The 15,809-nt window shown below is 57.8% G+C and carries 14 protein-coding genes; 7 read left to right on the forward strand and 7 right to left on the reverse strand.

All coding sequences use genetic code 11. The features are described from left to right. Window positions 1-76: 76 nt before the first annotated feature. Genes QMG15_RS03565 through QMG15_RS03575 form a run of 3 tightly spaced genes read left to right on the forward strand, consistent with a single transcriptional unit; the run spans window position 77 to window position 3,794 of the window. On the forward strand, window positions 77-1,477 hold the full coding sequence (locus tag QMG15_RS03565) for a phosphomannomutase/phosphoglucomutase (protein ID WP_281789538.1): 1,401 nt from the start codon (window positions 77-79) through the stop codon (window positions 1,475-1,477). A gap of 2 nt (window positions 1,478-1,479) precedes the next feature. Beyond that, the gene (gene waaC, locus QMG15_RS03570; protein WP_281790067.1) at window positions 1,480-2,496 is read left to right on the forward strand and encodes a lipopolysaccharide heptosyltransferase I; all 1,017 of its coding nucleotides are present in this window, start codon (window positions 1,480-1,482) and stop codon (window positions 2,494-2,496) included. After that, window positions 2,496-3,794, forward strand: coding sequence for a 3-deoxy-D-manno-octulosonic acid transferase (locus QMG15_RS03575; RefSeq protein ID WP_281790068.1), 1,299 nt, complete (start codon window positions 2,496-2,498; stop codon window positions 3,792-3,794). The genes waaC and QMG15_RS03575 overlap by 1 nt, the downstream gene beginning before the upstream one ends. On the opposite strand, the gene QMG15_RS03580 is transcribed toward QMG15_RS03575, so the two are convergent. From QMG15_RS03580 to QMG15_RS03605, 6 genes are read right to left on the reverse strand one after another with little or no spacing between them, the layout of a single operon-like run. Further along, window positions 3,791-5,149 carry a TolC family outer membrane protein gene (locus QMG15_RS03580; protein WP_281789539.1) on the reverse strand — a complete coding sequence of 453 codons (1,359 nt, stop codon included), beginning with the start codon at window positions 5,147-5,149 and terminating at the stop codon, window positions 3,791-3,793. The genes QMG15_RS03575 and QMG15_RS03580 overlap by 4 nt on opposite strands. 16 nt (window positions 5,150-5,165) lie before the next feature. Further along, the gene (locus QMG15_RS03585; protein ID WP_281789540.1) at window positions 5,166-5,507 is read right to left on the reverse strand and encodes a rhodanese-like domain-containing protein; all 342 of its coding nucleotides are present in this window, start codon (window positions 5,505-5,507) and stop codon (window positions 5,166-5,168) included. Between the two features lie 9 nt (window positions 5,508-5,516). After that, the gene (locus tag QMG15_RS03590; protein WP_281789541.1) at window positions 5,517-6,170 is read right to left on the reverse strand and encodes a protein-L-isoaspartate O-methyltransferase; all 654 of its coding nucleotides are present in this window, start codon (window positions 6,168-6,170) and stop codon (window positions 5,517-5,519) included. 51 nt (window positions 6,171-6,221) lie between these two features. Then, window positions 6,222-9,404 (reverse strand): efflux RND transporter permease subunit, encoded by a 3,183-nt coding sequence (locus QMG15_RS03595; protein WP_281789542.1) that lies wholly within the window; start codon window positions 9,402-9,404, stop codon window positions 6,222-6,224. A 15-nt stretch (window positions 9,405-9,419) separates the two neighbouring features. After that, entirely contained in the window at window positions 9,420-10,604 is a 1,185-nt protein-coding gene (locus tag QMG15_RS03600; RefSeq protein ID WP_281789543.1) for an efflux RND transporter periplasmic adaptor subunit, read from the reverse strand. After that, a complete protein-coding gene (locus tag QMG15_RS03605; RefSeq protein WP_281789544.1) occupies window positions 10,601-11,263 on the reverse strand; it encodes a TetR/AcrR family transcriptional regulator in 663 nt (220 codons plus the stop codon). The genes QMG15_RS03600 and QMG15_RS03605 overlap by 4 nt, the downstream gene beginning before the upstream one ends. Before the next feature lie 137 nt (window positions 11,264-11,400). Between QMG15_RS03605 and msrA the strand changes: the two genes are divergently transcribed. The 3 genes from msrA (at window position 11,401) to QMG15_RS03620 (ending at window position 14,528) form a co-directional block, all read left to right on the forward strand. After that, window positions 11,401-11,958 carry a peptide-methionine (S)-S-oxide reductase MsrA gene (msrA, locus tag QMG15_RS03610; protein ID WP_281789545.1) on the forward strand — a complete coding sequence of 186 codons (558 nt, stop codon included), beginning with the start codon at window positions 11,401-11,403 and terminating at the stop codon, window positions 11,956-11,958. After that, window positions 11,951-12,361 carry a hypothetical protein gene (locus tag QMG15_RS03615; protein ID WP_281789547.1) on the forward strand — a complete coding sequence of 137 codons (411 nt, stop codon included), beginning with the start codon at window positions 11,951-11,953 and terminating at the stop codon, window positions 12,359-12,361. The genes msrA and QMG15_RS03615 overlap by 8 nt, the downstream gene beginning before the upstream one ends. Window positions 12,362-12,428: 67 nt before the next feature. After that, window positions 12,429-14,528 carry a TonB-dependent receptor gene (locus tag QMG15_RS03620; protein ID WP_281789548.1) on the forward strand — a complete coding sequence of 700 codons (2,100 nt, stop codon included), beginning with the start codon at window positions 12,429-12,431 and terminating at the stop codon, window positions 14,526-14,528. Window positions 14,529-14,591: 63 nt separating this feature from the next. Here the strand turns inward: QMG15_RS03620 and pdxH are convergent, their stop codons facing one another. Further along, the gene (gene pdxH, locus QMG15_RS03625) at window positions 14,592-15,230 is read right to left on the reverse strand and encodes a pyridoxamine 5'-phosphate oxidase (protein ID WP_281789550.1); all 639 of its coding nucleotides are present in this window, start codon (window positions 15,228-15,230) and stop codon (window positions 14,592-14,594) included. A gap of 112 nt (window positions 15,231-15,342) precedes the next feature. Between pdxH and QMG15_RS03630 the strand changes: the two genes are divergently transcribed. Continuing rightward, complete coding sequence (locus QMG15_RS03630) at window positions 15,343-15,807, forward strand: (2Fe-2S)-binding protein (RefSeq protein WP_281789551.1); 465 nt, start codon at window positions 15,343-15,345, stop codon at window positions 15,805-15,807. Window positions 15,808-15,809: the final 2 nt, after the last annotated feature.

Consider the following 15,809-nt stretch of genomic DNA (forward strand, 5'->3'; position numbering starts at 1 on the left):
GGGCTTTGAGGCAATGTTTTTCCCATCATAGTGGGCCGACAAAAACGGTGACTTGGCTCTCTACAATCTCATCACTATGCAAGTTAACGCCTCCATCTTCAAAGCCTACGACATCCGCGGTGTCGTTCCTTCTACTCTTAATGTTGACGTCGCTGAAGCCTTGGGTCGTGCGTTTGGCACACATGCCGCAGCCTCTGGCGAAAGCACGGTGGCAGTGGGCCGTGATGGTCGCTTGAGCGGCCCGTCGTTGGTGGAGGCCCTCATTCGCGGCTTGGTCGCTGCGGGCGTGCAGGTGATTGATGTGGGTGCGGTGACGACACCGATGCTGTACTTCGCGGCCAGCACCTTGTGCAAGAGCGGCATTCAAGTCACGGGCAGCCACAACCCCAAGGATTACAACGGGTTCAAGATGGTCTTGGGTGGTCGCGCTATTTATGGCGACGAAATTCAAGGCTTGCGCCACATCATGGAAGCTGAAAGTTGGGCGCTCAAAGCGGGCGGCAGCGTCAAACAGCTTGATGTGACGGCTGACTATGTGGCCCGCATCGTGGGCGATGTGCGTTTGAGCCGCCCCATGAAAGTGGTGGTCGACTGCGGCAACGGCATTGCCGGTGCCACCGCGCCCGGCATCTTCCGCGCTTTAGGTTGCGAAGTGGTTGAGCTGTTCAGCGAGGTGGACGGCAACTTCCCCAACCACCACCCAGACCCCAGCAAGCCAGAAAACTTGAAAGACCTGATTCAAGCCCTGAAAACCTCGGGCGCCGAGTTGGGCTTGGCGTTTGACGGTGATGGCGACCGTTTGGGCATCGTCACTCAAGGCGGCAACAACATTTACCCCGATCGCCAAATGGCCTTGTTCGCCCGCGACGTGCTGTCGCGCGTGCCGGGTGGCGCGATTGTGTTTGACGTGAAGTGTTCGCAGCGTTTGGCCCCCGCCATTCGCGCAGCCGGCGGCCAAGCCTTGATGTTCAAAACGGGTCACTCGCTCATCAAAGCCAAGATGAAAGAAGTCGATTCGCCTTTGGGCGGCGAGATGAGCGGCCACATCTTCTTCAAAGAGCGTTGGTTCGGCTTTGACGACGGTACGTACGCCGGTTGCCGCTTGCTCGAAATTGTGAGCCGCAGCCCCGATGCCAATGCGGTGCTCGACGCTTTGCCCACCAGCTTCTCCACGCCTGAATTGAACGTGGGCTGCGCTGAAGGCGAGCCACACCGTTTGAGCGCAGAACTGCAGCAGTTGGTGTCGTCGGGCGAATTGCCTTCGCCTGAGTTCAAACCTGAAGCTTGTGTGATTGACGGCTTGCGCATCGACTGGGCCGATGGCTTTGGCTTGATTCGCGCCTCCAACACCACGCCGGTCTTGGTGTTGCGCTTTGAAGGCCAAACCCAAACCGCGCTAGACCGCATTGAACACGACATGCTGGCGTTGTTGCGTCGCGTCAAGCCCGATGCGAAGTTTCAAGAGGCCGCGCATTGAGCGTGCCAGTGTTGCGCGATCGACAAGCACCCTTGAAGGTGCTCATCGTCAAACTTTCGTCACTGGGCGATGTGGTGCATGCCATGCCCGCGGTGATGGACATTCAAGCCGCGTTTCCCAATGCCCAAATTGATTGGGTGGTGGAGCGTGGTTTTGCACCGCTGGCTGCGCGTTGCGCGGCGGTGCACCGCGTGATTCCGTGTGACCTACGCCGCTGGCGCAAGGGGTTTTTCAAAGCCGATACCCGCGCGCAAACACGCGCCGAGTGGCAAGCCTTCAAAGCTGATTTGCAGCAAGAGGCGTATGACGTCATCCTCGATTTGCAAGGTCTGACCAAGTCGGCTTGGGTCGTTTGGCTGGCACGCAAAGCCAAAGGCGGCAAACGCTATGCCTTGGCCAACCGCACCGATGGTTCGGGCTACGAACGCCCCACACGCTGGGTGGCCGATGTGGCGGTGCCCATCACGCCACACATCCACGCCGTTGCGCGTGGCCGCGTGTTGTGCGCCAAAGCTTTGGGCTATGACGTGCCCGCACATTTGAACTATGGCTTGGGCCTTGCGGCTGCGCAGCGCAAGCCCGTGGTGGCTTTGGTGCATGGCACCTCGCGTGCAGACAAAGAATGGCCCTTGTCTCATTGGTTTGAAATTGGCACGCGCCTGAAACAACAAGGCTTCGATGTGGCCTTGCCCCACGGCAACGAAGCAGAGCGTCTGCGCAGCGAAGCCATCGCGGACATGTTGCCCGGTGCCGTGGTGTGGCCCCGCTTGTCGCTGGACCAGCTCACCACCGAGATGGCGCAATGCACCGGCGTGATTGGGGTGGACAGCGGTTTGAGCCACATCGCTGTGGCGTTGGATTTGCCCCATGTTCAGATTTACAACTTCGACACCGCATGGCGCACCGGCCCTGAAGGTTTGACACGTCAACGCAGTGTGGTCGATTGCCCCACGCCCAGCGTCGATGCCGTGTGGCATGCGTGGCAAGCCTGCTTGAACGCCGAGGGCTCAGCACCGTGATGCTGCCAATTTACAGCGCGGCTATGTGGGCTTTGCAGCCTTTGTTGCGCCGCAAGCTGCAACGCCGTGGGCGTGAAGAGGCGGGCTATTTGCAGGCCATCGACGAACGTTTTGGTCACTACATGCAACCACCCACAGAAGGTGGCTACGTGTGGGTGCATGCCGTGTCTTTGGGTGAAACACGTGCCGCAGCGGTGCTGCTGCAAGCCTTGCGCGCCGCGCAGCCCGGCATCCGCATCTTGCTCACCCATGGCACCGCCACGGGGCGTGCGCAAGGCGTGAGCCTGCTACAAGAGGGCGATGTGCAAGTGTGGCAGCCGTGGGACACGCCTGCCGCCGTGCAACGTTTTTTGACGCACTTCAAACCGTGTGTGGGCATCATCTTAGAAACCGAGCTGTGGCCCAACTGGGTGGCGCAGTGCAACAAGGCCAAGGTGCCGCTGGTGCTGGTGAATGCGCGCATGAGTGAGAAAAGCATGCACCAAGCGCAGCGCTTGGCTTGGCTGTCGCGCCCGGCGTACCAAGGCTTGTCAGCGGTGTTGGCGCAAACGCAGGCCGATGCCGAACGCCTGCAAACCTTGGGTGCCAAGGTGGATGCGGTGCTGGGTAACTTGAAATTCGATGCCAAGCCTGATGCCGCACAGCTGGCATTGGCGCAAACGTGGAGGCAAAAGCTCTGCCGCCCCGTGGTGCTGTTCACCAGCTCACGCGAAGGCGAAGAGGCCATGTGGCTGGACACCTTGCAAGCGCTGAAAGATGCGCCGCGAGACCACCAAGACCACATCCATGCCGTGCATTGGCTGGTGGTGCCACGTCACCCGCAACGCTTTGATGAAGTGGCAGCTTTGATGGCAGAGCGAGGCTGGAAAGTGTCTCGCCGCAGCCAATGGGCACAGGGGCCAGACACCGATCAACCAGACGACGCTGACACCATTTGGCTCGGTGACTCGCTGGGCGAAATGGCTTTGTATTACGGCTTGTCAGACGCCGCATTGTTAGGTGGCAGTTTTGCGCCTTTGGGCGGGCAAAACTTGATTGAGTCCACCGCCTGTGGTTGCCCCATCATCATGGGGCCACACACGTTTAACTTTGCGGAAGCAGCACAGTTGGCTGAAGAAGCTGGCGCAGCTTTGCGCGTCGAAGACATGGCACAAGCCGTGACCACGGCTTTGCAAATGGTGAGCTTTGGTCCTGATGCGCATGCACACGTGCAAGCGTGCCAAGAGTTTTCACAAGCCCACCGAGGCGCGGCGCAGCGCACCGCGCAGGCATTGCTGCCGTATTTGAAAACGAATTAAGGCGCTAGCAAATCGTTGATGGGCTGCAAGTCTGCAGGCGTCAACGTGCCAGCGGCTTGGCGCAATTTCAGATTGGTCACCAACACGTCGTAACGCGCTTTGGCCAAATCACGCTTGGTTTGGTAGAGCTGGCTTTGCGAGTTCAGCACGTCGATGTTGATGTTCACGCCCACCGAGTAACCCAGCTTGTTGGCATCCAAGGCGCTTTGGCTAGAAAGTTCGGCTGCTTCGTAGGCTTTGACTTGGCTCAGGCCTGCGAGCAGACCGAAGTAGGTGTTACGTGTGGCTTGCTCGGTGCTGCGACGTGCGTTTTCTAAGTCCGATTGCGCTTTGTCTTTCAAAGCGATGGCTTCTTTGACTTTGTAGACGCCACTGAAACCTGCGAACAATGGCACGTTCAAGACGAGGCCGACTGTGGGGTTCCACGTTGTATACGGATTCGCGATGGCGGGGGTCGTCGTGCCTTTCAAGTTTTCGGTGCGTCCATAGGTCATTTGCGCATCCAGCGTAGGTTTGTGAACAGCCGTGGCTTTGTCCATTTCGTAGTCAGCTACATCTACCGCCAGCTGGGCTTGGCGAACGGTGGGGCTGAGAGCTTGCGCTTGGCTCACCCATGCATTTACGTCTTCCTTAGGAAGCTCGACCAAGGTGGTGCTTTTGGCTAAGCGTTTGGGTTTCGCATCGCTCAAGCCCACCACCATGTTGAGGGCAAGACGTTTGGTGCGCAGCTCGTTTTCGGCAGCGATAGCTTGGGCATTAGTCAAGTCAAAGCGTGCTTGTGCATCGCGCACGCCGGTGATGGTGGCGGTACCTACTTCAAAGTTACGCTGGGCCGAGGCCAGTTGTTCGCTGACGGCCTTCTTTTGGTTTTGCACCAGCTCCAAGTTGTCTTCGCTGGTGAGCACATCAAAGTAAGCTTGAGCGACGCGAACTAACAAATCATGCTCGGCGGCTTCGTATTGTGCAGCTGCCTGTTGCAGCTGGCGTCCACCTTGTCGGTAAGTAGCCCAAGCTGCAGGGCGATAAATAGGCTGAATCAAGGTGGCAGCGGTCGTTTTAGTTTCAAGTTCAGCGACATTCTGTCTAACTGCATCCACACCGGAAATTTGTCTTTGAAGGTCAGTTTTGGTATGACTTACCGACACTGCAATGTTAGGCAAGATGCCGCCCAGGGCTTGATTCGCTCTGGCCAAGTTCGCCTCAAACTGCGCCTTGGCTGAAATAAAGCCGGCGTCATAGCCTCGCGCCGCGTCGTACATCTCCACCAAGCTTTGGGCTTGTGCGCCAGATGCAAAAGCCAATGCCACCGCAGCAGTCAAGGGCAGGGTACGAAACAGTGAGCGAGAGAGCAACATGCAGTTCTTTCAAAAATCAATACGTGGGCACAGACGCGTCCACTTGCGACGACCAAGCGTGAATGCCACCCGTGATGTTGGCCACATGGCTAAAGCCTTGTTGTGCCAAAAACGCCGCCACTTGCATGCTGCGCGCACCATGGTGGCACAAGCAGGCAATGGGTTGGTCGCGGTTCAGGTCTTGCAAACGGGCGGGGATGGTGTGCATCACCATCGCGACCAGCTCAAACCCTTGTGGTTGGACGCTGGCCGTTTGCACTTCCCAAGGTTCGCGCACATCCAGCACCACGGTGGCGCCGTTGGGGGCTTGCGATGCAATCCAGTCTTGCAACTGGGCGGGTTGGACTTGATCAATCATGCCGCGCTTTTAGAACTTGAAGCGAGCGGGCTCTGTAAAGCCTTGTAAACGTGGGGCGGTGTGATCCCACAAAGCTTTGCTGCTCCATGCGGCGTCAGCCGTGCGTGTGTAGAGGGTGGCAACCATCATCGGTTCTTGGCCCACGATGGCCAGCAGATGACCACCGACTTTGAGTTGTTGCAACAAGGCTTGCGGCACTTCGGCCACTGAGCCACCGAGCACGATGGCGTCAAACGGGGCATCGCCAGAAGCGCCTGTGCTGCCGTCAGCCACGCGCACATCCACATTGGTGATGCCGGCACGTTGCAGGTTGTTGCGGGCGTTGCTGGCCAATTCGGGATTGATTTCCAAGCTCACCACGCGTTGGGCGCGGCCAGCCAAGAGGGCAGCCAAGTAGCCGCTGCCGGTGCCGATTTCCAAAACTTTCTCAGTACCTGTGAGTTGCAGGTCGTGCATCAAGCGCGCATCGACGCGTGGAGGCACCATGGTTTCGCCATGGCCCAAAGGGATGTCGGTGTCGGCGTAGGCCAGGGCTTGATAGGCCTGTGGCACAAACAATTCGCGTGGCACGTTAGACAACACGGTCAGCACTTGGGGGTCGAGTACCTGCCAAGGGCGGATTTGTTGTTCGACCATGTTGAAGCGGGCTTGTTGGGTATTCATCTCAAAACTCCGGAATTGTTCAGTTGCGTTCAGTTATAGCTAGGCAAAATTTTAACGGGCAGGGCTGTCAGAGCCTGACGACCATTTGCGTTTCATCCATTGGGCTAAATCGTCCAAATAGCAGTACACCACGGGGACGACTACCAAAGTAAGCAGAGACGAGGTAATCACACCGCCAATCACGGCTTGGCCCATCGGGGCGCGTTGTTCTGAGCCCTCAGACATGGCGAACGCCAAGGGCACCATGCCAAAAATCATGGCCAAGGTGGTCATCAAAATGGGGCGCAAACGCACTTCGGCGGCCAGCAACAGGGCATCATGGCGGCTCAGGCCGGGTTTGATCGTGCCATCGGCGAGTTCTTGGGGTTCGCGGGCGCGGATGGCGAAATCGACCAACAAGATCGCATTTTTGGTGACCAAACCCATCAGCATGATGACGCCAATGACGGAGAACATCGACAAGCTCGAACCAAACAACAGCAAAGCCAGCACCACGCCAATCAGGGTGAGGGGCAAGGCCGTCATCAGGGCCATGGGCTGCAGGAAACTTTTGAACTGGCTGGCCAGAATCATGTAGATGAACACCACGGCCAACAAGAGTGCTGAGATGGCGTAGCCAAACGATTCGGCCATGTTTTTGGTCGAGCCGCCAAATTGGTAGCGGTAGCCGGGTGGCATTTGAATGCCGTCCATCACCTTGCGAATGTCGGCAGACACTTCGCCTGCAGAGCGGTTGTACACGTTGGCGTTGATGGCCACTTCGCGCATCAGGTCGCGGCGGTTGATTTGGTTGGGGCCTGTGCCCTCAATAACTTGGGCCACTTGGTTCAAGCGGGCCACGCGTGGGCTGCCGTCGGCGTTGGTGCCAATGGTGAAAGGCAAGCGCTCTAGGTCTTGCATGGCGTTGCGTGCGTTGGGAGCTAAGCGCACATTGACGTCGTAGGTTTGGTCATCGGCGGCGCGCCAGTTGGTGACCGTGTTGCCAGCGATCAAAATGCGCAGCTGGTTGCCGATGGCGCCAAGCGACAAGCCGAGGTCATTGGCAGCTTCGCGCTGCACATTGACTTCGATGGTGGGTTTGTTGGGTTTGACGCTGGAGTCCAAATCGACCAAGCCTGGAATGGTGCGCAGCTTGTCCATGGCTTGCGTCGTCAGTCGTTCCAGCTCACGCAAGTCGCTGCCTTGCAGCGAAAACTCCACTTGTTTGTTGCCGCCCACCGTGTCTAGCAAACCCGCGTGTGTGACGGTGATGCCCGGCACTTGGCGCAGGCGCTCGCGCAGAGTGGCCGACATTTGGTCCACACTGCGTTTGCGGTCTTTGCGATCGACCAAGCGGATGTAAATGCTGGCGTAAATTTTTCCGTTCGCAGCACCCGTGTTGATGGTGGACAGCGTGTAGCGCACCTCGGGGAACTCACGAATGATGGCTTCGACTTGTTGGGCTTTGGCTTCGGTCACTTCCAACGACGAGCCTACCGGTGTGTAGAAGTTGACCGTGGTTTCAGAGAAGTCTGCCTTGGGCACAAATTCGGTCCCCAGCAGCGGCACCATGAAGATGCTCAACACAAAAGTGCCGATGGCCAAGCCCACCGTGGCGCGTTTGTGAGCCAAGGCCCATTTCAAGATGCGTTGGTACAAGGCCACCAGCTTGTCGGTGGTGGTCTCAAACCAAGTGGTGATGGGGCCGATGGTGCGGTCGTAAAACGCATTTGAGTGGCCGTGCTCGCCATGCGCATGGATGGTGGGGTCGTGCCAGATGGACGACAACATGGGGTCGAGCGTGAAGCTGACAAACATCGAAATGAGCACGGCCGCCACGATGGTGATGCCGAACTCATGGAAGAACTTGCCGATGATGCCGCCCATGAAGCCAATGGGCAAAAACACCGCCACGATCGACAGCGTGGTTGCCAGCACGGCCAAGCCAATCTCTTGGGTGCCGTCCATCGCCGCTTGGTAAGGCGCTTTGCCCATTTGCACATGGCGCACGATGTTTTCGCGCACCACGATGGCGTCGTCAATCAACAAACCTACACACAGAGACAAGGCCATGAGCGTGATCATGTTGATGGTGAAACCAAACATGTACATGAACAAAAACGTGCCGATGATGGCAATGGGCAACGTGAGGCCGGTGATGACGGTGGAGCGCCACGAGTTCAAAAACAAGAACACGATGAGCACGGTCAGCAGCGCACCTTCAATCAGCGTTTGGCGGACGTTGGCCACACCGACGCGGATGGGGCGAGAACCGTCTTGCACTTGCTCTAAGCGCACACCTGCAGGCAACTGGGCTTTCATCTCGGCCACGGTTTTGTTGAGGCCATCAATCACGTCGATGGTGTTTTCGTCTTGTGCTTTCTGCACCGTCATCAGCAAGGTGCGTTGGCCGTTGTACAGCGCCAAGCTCTCCACCTCTTGCGCGCCGTCATTCACGGTGGCCACTTGGTTCAAACGAATCGGCGTGGTGTTTTTGCGCGCTACGATGATTTGGCCAAAGTCTTCAGGGCGCAACATGCGGCCTTGAATTTGAATCACGCGGTCTTGCTGCAGTGAGCGCAAGCTGCCCACGGGCAAGTCTTGGGTTTCGGTTTTGACAGCGTTCACCACCTGGTCGGCGCTGATGCCCAGCGACTCCATGGCTTGCGGGTTGAGGTACAAATTGATTTCGCGTTTGGTGCCGCCCACCAACGACACCGAGCCCACGCCGCGCACGTTCTCAAGGCGTTTCTTCAGCACTTGATCGGCCCAGTTGGTCATCTCTACGGCTGAGAGCGATTTGCCACCTTGTGGTGTTTCGGGCACCACAGCCAGCGACCAAATGGCGCGGCTTGACGGATCAAAGCGCAAGACCTTGGGCTCTTTCACGTCATCGCGCAGCGTGGGGCGCAGGGCGGCCACTTTTTCGCGCACGTCGTCAGCGCCTTTGCGGCCATCGATGTGGAGCTGAAACTCAATCACCACCACCGACATGCCTTCGTAACTGCGCGAGGTGAGGGCGCTGATGCCAGCAATCGAGTTGACGCCTTCTTCAATCTTCTTGCTGACTTCGCTCTCCACAATCTCCGGCGAGGCGCCCGGATATTCGGTGGTGATCACCACCACGGGGAAGTCGATGTTGGGGAACTGGTCAATTTTGAGGCGCTGGTACGAGAACAAGCCCAGCACCACAAAGGCGAGCATCACCATGGTCGCGAAGACCGGATTTTTTAAACTGACTTTGGTGAACCACATGCTGGGTGTGTCGCCTTAATTGGCAGCGCTGGCTGCAGAAGCCGCAGCATTGGCAGCTTTGGCGGTGTACTTCACCACCATGCCCTCACGCAAGGCGCCCACTTGGCCTTTGAGCAGAGTGCTGCCTTCAGCCAGGCCTGTCACGCCCACCATGGTTTCAGATTCGGGCTGCGTCAAGTCCATGCCGCGTATGCCAAGGGTGACGGTTTTGTGAACCACTTGCAGTTGGTCGCCCAATGGCTCCACCACTTGCACATAAGGTTGTGCGCGGTCGGTGCGTACGGCAGACAAAGGCACAGCCAACACTTGGCTCTTGCCCATGCCCAAAATGCCTTTGGCAAACAAACCGTGGCGCAAACCTTCGGCTTTGTCGAGTGCCAAATAAATCAACACGCTGCGGCTGCCGGTTTGGGCGCTGGGGCTGATGCGTTTGACCTTGGCGCCTACGGTTTCTTTGCGGTCTTCCACTTGCAGCGAAGCCAACTGACCCACGCGCACGTCCATCGATTCGCTGGGGCTCAAAGGCACTTCCACTTCGAGTTGGCTCAAATCCACCAACTCCATGATCTTGGCGTCAATGGCCACACGTTCGCCCACTTGGGCGGCACGGCCTGAGACGATGCCTGCAAAAGGCGCGCGCAAGGTGGCGTCGTCCAAGGCTTTGCGGGCCACGTCGGCACCGGCGATGGCGGCTTTGTGGCTGGCCACGGCACCTTGGTAGGACGCGTCAGAGTTGTCCATGGCAATTTTGGAGATGAAGCCGCGGTCAACCAAGGATTTGTTGATGTCCCACTGACGCTGCGCGATCTCCATTTGTGATTTGGCGGCGCTGGCTGTTTCTGCGGCTTGTTGCCAACGGCGTTGGTATTCGGTGGGGTCAATGCGTGCCAACACGTCGCCCGCTTTGACAGCATCGCCTTCACGCGCCACAACTTCTTTCAGTTCACCCGCCACGCGGGCTTTGATGACGGCATAGTTCACGGCCTTGACCGTGCCAGACACTGCCAAGCCCTGGGTGATGTCGCGCAGCTCGGCTTTCATCACATCGCTACTGGCCAATTCAACTTGTGTTTGCACGGCCACAGGCGCAGAAGCTGCGGCCTGTTGTGCGCTCTTGTTGCTCATGGCACGCCACACGCCAGCCACCAGGGCCAAAACGATGATGCCGATCACGATCCAACGGGGTTTGATGTTTTTCATGGGGAGTTCTTTGCGCTCATGCCATTGAGCAATAGATCCACGTGCATGTGGATGAATTCTTTGGGGTCGATGATGTTGGCTGAGGCTGCGCAAGCACCCATGGAGTGTTTCCACATCATCAAAAAGATCATGGGCGCGATGATGCTGAACACACTTTTGCTCGTGTCCATCTGCTGAAACTCGCCGCGCTCTACGCCACGTTGCAAGATGCTTTGTAGCAAACCCGTGCCTGGCTCGACCACTTCTTTTTGATAGAACGCTGCAATTTCAGGAAAGTTTTGCGCCTCGCTGATGACCAGTTTGACAATGCCGCTCGCCGGCGTGTTGCCCACATTGAGCCACCACAAATCCATGGCGTAGTGCAGCATCTCCGCGCTGCTGCCTTCAAACGTTTTGAATTCTTCGTTCCAAGCCGGAAACAAGTTGGCGATGTTGTCGCGAATCACCGCTTTGAACAGGTCTTCTTTGCTTTCGAAATACAAAAACAAAGTGCCCTTCGACACGCCTGCGCGTGCCGCCACTTCGTCGACACGCGTGGCCGCAAAGCCTTTTTCCACAAACAAGTCCAGCGCAGCCTTGACCAGCTCACCCGGGCGCGCTTCTTTGCGACGCTCTCTTTTGGGCGAGGTTTCTGCGGAGGAGGGGGCAGTGAAGGGCACGATGTGTTGTTAATGACTGATTGGTTATTAATGTACCAGCTTAATCCTTTTGGCGCACTTCAACAATCAAAAGGCCAAGCCATTCGCGCAGGCGCTGACTTTTCGCGTGGTGGTTCGCAATCATAGAATCAAGCCCTATGAAAACCGCGCTGACGCCACCCACTCAAACCAAGGTCATCACCTTGGGTGGTGGCTGTTTTTGGTGCACCGAAGCGGTGTTTGTGCGCGTCCATGGCGTGCTGGACGTTGAGTCCGGTTATTGCAATGGCCACACAAACAATCCCACTTACGCACAAGTGTGCGAGGGCGACACTGGCCACAACGAGGTGGTGCGCTTGGTGTACGACCCAAAAGCCATCAGCTTGCGTGAGCTGTTGGAAATTTTCTTTGTCATCCACGATCCCACCACCTTGAACCGCCAGGGAAACGATGCGGGCACGCAATACCGCAGCGGTGTTTACCTGAGTGACGAGGCGGACCGAACGGTTGCGCAGCAGGTGTTGGACGACGTCAATGCTGCTTTGTCTGGTCGCGTGGTGACTGAGTTGCAACCTTTGCGCAATTACTGGGCGGCCGAGGCTTATCACCAAGATTATTTCGAACACAACCCACACCAAGGGTATTGCGCCTTTGTGGTGGCCCCCAAGGTGCAGAAGTTTGTGCAGACCTTTGCCGACAAGGTGAAGCATGGCTGAAATGCTGCGCTGGACGCCCATTGCTTTGAGCCTGCGCACGTTGCGCTGGGTTTTGCTGGCGCTGCTCACCACGCTGGTCTTGGTGCAAACCGTGGGCATGTTGCACCGCGTGGCACATGCCACGGGCAGCGCACATAGCCTGCTGTCCATGGCGGTGGAGGTGCCGCACGAGGCCGCATCCCCCACGGACAAAACCAACGTGTTGACCCGTTTGTGGGGTGAGCACAGCAGCTGGGTCGATTGCCAACTGTTTGACCAAGCCTGCCCCGATGTGTTGCACCACGTGGTGATGGACACCGTGACCGTGGCCACACCGCAGGTGTGGTACGTCGTCTCCTTGCAAGAACGCTTCGCGCTGTTCGAGCGTTTTTATGCGGCCCGCGGCCCGCCTGCTTTGCTTTGAACTGACCCCTTCTCGCGTCTTGTGCTGAATGCCAAGACGCTGTCATTTCTTTGTGAGCAGGTTTTTTATGTCCCATTTTTTCACGCGCAGCGCTGCAGCCGCTGCAGTTTTTACTTTGTTCGGTCATCACGTTTCCCAGGCCCATGCGCAAGCATCTACGCAGCTTGACGACGTCACCATCACCTCGCGAGCCTTAGGCAATGCCGCGCTGCTAGTGCCCGCACAACAGCTCTCGGGCGCGGCACTCACACAGCGCCAAGGCAGTACCTTGGGCGAAACGCTCGACAACTTACCCGGCATCGCCAACAGTTCATTCGGCCCCAACGTAGGCCGTCCCGTGATTCGCGGCATGGAGGGAGACCGTGTGCGCATCCTGCAAAACAGCGGGGCCAACCTAGATGTGTCGGGTTTGAGTTCAGACCACGCCGTGCCCATTGACCCGCTCACCACCGAGCGCATTGAAGTGCTGCGCGGCCCAGCGGCTTTGCTTTACAGCGGCGGTGCGATGGGCGGCGTGGTGAACGTGATTGACAACCGCATCGCCCGCGAACGCGCGTTTGATGCGCAAGGCGGCGTGATGGGCAAAGCCGAGGTGCGTGCGGGCGGTGCCGCGAACGAACGCAGCACCGGCGCGATGGTGGAAGCCGGCAACGACCAAATGGCCTTGCATGTAGACGCGTTTGACCGTAGCACCCAACACCTGCGTGTGCCCAAGGACATGAATTGCGATGGCACTCCCAACGGTCGCCGCGTGTGTAACTCGGCCAGTGACAGCCGAGGCGGTGCGGTGGGCGGCACCTTGTTGTTTGACCGTGGTTACCTTGGTCTGTCAGCCAGCGAATACCGCAGCACGTATGGCACGGTGGCTGAGCCCACGGTGAGCATTGGCATGCTGCGCCGCCATCAGGTGATGGAAGGCCTGCTACGCGACGTGGGTGTATTTGAAAACCTGAAGTTTCAGCTGGGCCACACTAACTACACACACACCGAATACGAAGGTGCAGTGGCGGGCACACGTTTTGACAACCAAGGGCGGGACTTTCGCTTAGAAGGCCGGCAACAGGCGTTGCGCTTGACCAATGGCATGCAACTGGACGGCACGGTTGGCCTTCAGCGTGAAAGCAATGACTTGCAGGCCGAAGGTGCCGAGAAGTTTGTAGGACCAAGTCGCACGCAAAGTGCCGCGTTGTTTACCTACCAAGCGCTCAAAACCAGTTGGGGTCAGTTCAGTGCCGGTGCGCGCACCGAGGCGGTCAGCGTGGCGCTGCGTGAAGATTTTGGTGGCAACGTGGCGCAAGCCCAAAAGTTCAACCCCTTCAGCGTGGGCTTGGGTGTGATGCGCAATTTGCGCGGAGGTGAATCGCAAAACGGTTGGCAAATCAGCAGCCACCTCAGCGCCAACCAGCGTGCGCCCAAGGATTACGAGCTGTTTGCCCACGGTCCTCATGTGGCCACGGCTGCGTATGAGTTGGGGAACGCCAGCATCGGTTTAGAAAAAGCCACCCAATTCGATCTGGGCGGCGAGTGGCAACAAGGCACGCACAAATTCGGTGTGACCGCTTTTAGCTCGCACTTTGCCAACTACATTTCGCAGCAGCCCACAGGTGCATATCGCTTGGCCGATGGCAGTCCAGGCACGACGGCAGACTTACCTGTCTACAACTTTGAAGGCGTGCGTGCTCGCTTCTACGGCATCGAGTCCACCGCCAAAGTACGCATGGTGGGTGGGCAAGACGCGCTGCTTTCACGCAACGCTGCGCACGGAACGATGGACCTCGAGTTGCGTGCCGATGTGGTGCATGCCCAAGACTTGACACACAACAGCCCCTTGCCACGCATCGCGCCTATGCGTCTAGGTGCCGATGCGGTGTGGTCACGCAATGCGTGGGGCGCTCGTTTGGGCTTCATGCACGCCGCCGCACAAAACAGAGTGCCAGACAACGGCGCGAGCCCTGGCGTCACCACGGCCGCCAATACCTTATGGAACGCGGCGTTGAACTTTCACACGCACAGCGGCCCCACACATTGGCTGCTGTTTGCGAAGTTGGACAACATCACCAACAAATTGGCCTACTCATCCACCTCGGTGTTGACGCAAACCATGGGTAGCAATGCGCCGCCCTTGGCGGGACGTCGCTTGAAAGTCGGCGCGCAGCTGAGCTTTTAAAACCAAGTCGCGCAACGAAGTAAAAAGCGGCCTCTGTGGCCGCTTTTGTTTTGTGCTGAATATTCAAGGTGCCAATCGTTCCCGAATCCAAGTGCCTTCGGTCGATTGACGATAACGCAAGCGGTCGTGCAAACGGCTCTTGCGGCCTTGCCAAAACTCCCACTGTTCGGGCACCAAACGGTAACCGCCCCAGTGCGGCGGGCGAGGTGGTTGCAACAAAAACTGCGCGCCGTATTTGGCCGCATTGGCCACCAACGTGCCGCGTCCCTCAATCACTTGGCTTTGTGGGCTGGCCCAAGCACCGATGCGGGAGTCGAGGGGGCGACTGTTGAAGTACTCGTCACTCTCCGCATCGCTCACTTTTTCCACACGGCCTTCGATGCGGACCACGCGCTCTAGCTCGACCCAGTGAAACTGCAGTGCGGCAAAAGGGTTGCCCGCCAGTTGCTGGCCCTTGCGGCTGTTGTAGTTGGTGAACCACACAATGCCGCGTTCGTCATAGCCTTTGATAAGCACCACGCGCGTGCTGGGGCGCAAGTCGCCGCTCACCGTGGCCAAGGTCATGGCGTTGGGCTCGGGCACTTCTGAATCAATCGCTTCTTTGAGCCATTGGTCGAACTGCTGCATGGGGTTTGCCGCAGAGGCCGATTCGTTGAGTTCAGCGCGTTCGTAGCTTTTGCGAAGGTTGGAAATATGACTCATGGTGGTTCTGTGTGTCGTCCGAGACAAATAAAGGGAAAACCCGAAAAGGAGGTTCACGCATCGTAAATACTTTTCATTGATACTCCACTGTACTTATTTTGAGGAGACGTTGATGAGTGTCGATTTTCAGATCAACGGCAAAGCCACCAAGGCCAACGCCGAAACAGACACCCCCCTGTTGTGGGTGATTCGCGATGAGTTGGGCCTGACGGGCACTAAGTTTGGCTGTGGCGCTGCTTTGTGTGGCGCTTGCACCGTGCATGTGGACGGTCAGCCCACACGTTCTTGCCAAACCCCACTTTCTAGCGTTTCTGGCAAAAAAGTCGCCACCGTGGAAAGCCTCTCCAAAGACAACAGCCACCCTTTGCAAGTGGCGTGGATCAAACACGATGTGCCTCAGTGCGGCTACTGCCAATCGGGTCAGTTGATGAGCGCGGCAGCTTTGCTGGCCAAAAACAAGAATCCCAGTGACGCTGAGATTGACCAAGCCATGAGTGGCAACCTGTGCCGCTGCGGCACTTACACCCGCGTGCGCGCCGCCATCAAAGATGCCGCCGCCATGATGCGCAAAGCTTGAAC

This window comes from Limnohabitans sp. INBF002 (assembly GCF_027924905.1).
GTDB lineage: Bacteria > Pseudomonadota > Gammaproteobacteria > Burkholderiales > Burkholderiaceae_C > Limnohabitans.

Coding starts and splice junctions, on each gene's coding strand:
- QMG15_RS03615 (WP_281789547.1), top strand. CDS start 11,951: ATGGCTGAAATGCTGCGCTGGACGCCCATTGCTTTGAGCCTGCGCACG.
- QMG15_RS03590 (WP_281789541.1), bottom strand. CDS start 6,170: ATGAATACCCAACAAGCCCGCTTCAACATGGTCGAACAACAAATCCGC.
- pdxH (WP_281789550.1), bottom strand. CDS start 15,230: ATGAGTCATATTTCCAACCTTCGCAAAAGCTACGAACGCGCTGAACTC.
- QMG15_RS03620 (WP_281789548.1), top strand. CDS start 12,429: ATGTCCCATTTTTTCACGCGCAGCGCTGCAGCCGCTGCAGTTTTTACT.
- QMG15_RS03630 (WP_281789551.1), top strand. CDS start 15,343: ATGAGTGTCGATTTTCAGATCAACGGCAAAGCCACCAAGGCCAACGCC.
- QMG15_RS03585 (WP_281789540.1), bottom strand. CDS start 5,507: ATGATTGATCAAGTCCAACCCGCCCAGTTGCAAGACTGGATTGCATCG.
- msrA (WP_281789545.1), top strand. CDS start 11,401: ATGAAAACCGCGCTGACGCCACCCACTCAAACCAAGGTCATCACCTTG.
- QMG15_RS03575 (WP_281790068.1), top strand. CDS start 2,496: ATGCTGCCAATTTACAGCGCGGCTATGTGGGCTTTGCAGCCTTTGTTG.
- QMG15_RS03580 (WP_281789539.1), bottom strand. CDS start 5,149: ATGTTGCTCTCTCGCTCACTGTTTCGTACCCTGCCCTTGACTGCTGCG.
- QMG15_RS03600 (WP_281789543.1), bottom strand. CDS start 10,604: ATGAAAAACATCAAACCCCGTTGGATCGTGATCGGCATCATCGTTTTG.
- QMG15_RS03595 (WP_281789542.1), bottom strand. CDS start 9,404: ATGTGGTTCACCAAAGTCAGTTTAAAAAATCCGGTCTTCGCGACCATG.
- QMG15_RS03565 (WP_281789538.1), top strand. CDS start 77: ATGCAAGTTAACGCCTCCATCTTCAAAGCCTACGACATCCGCGGTGTC.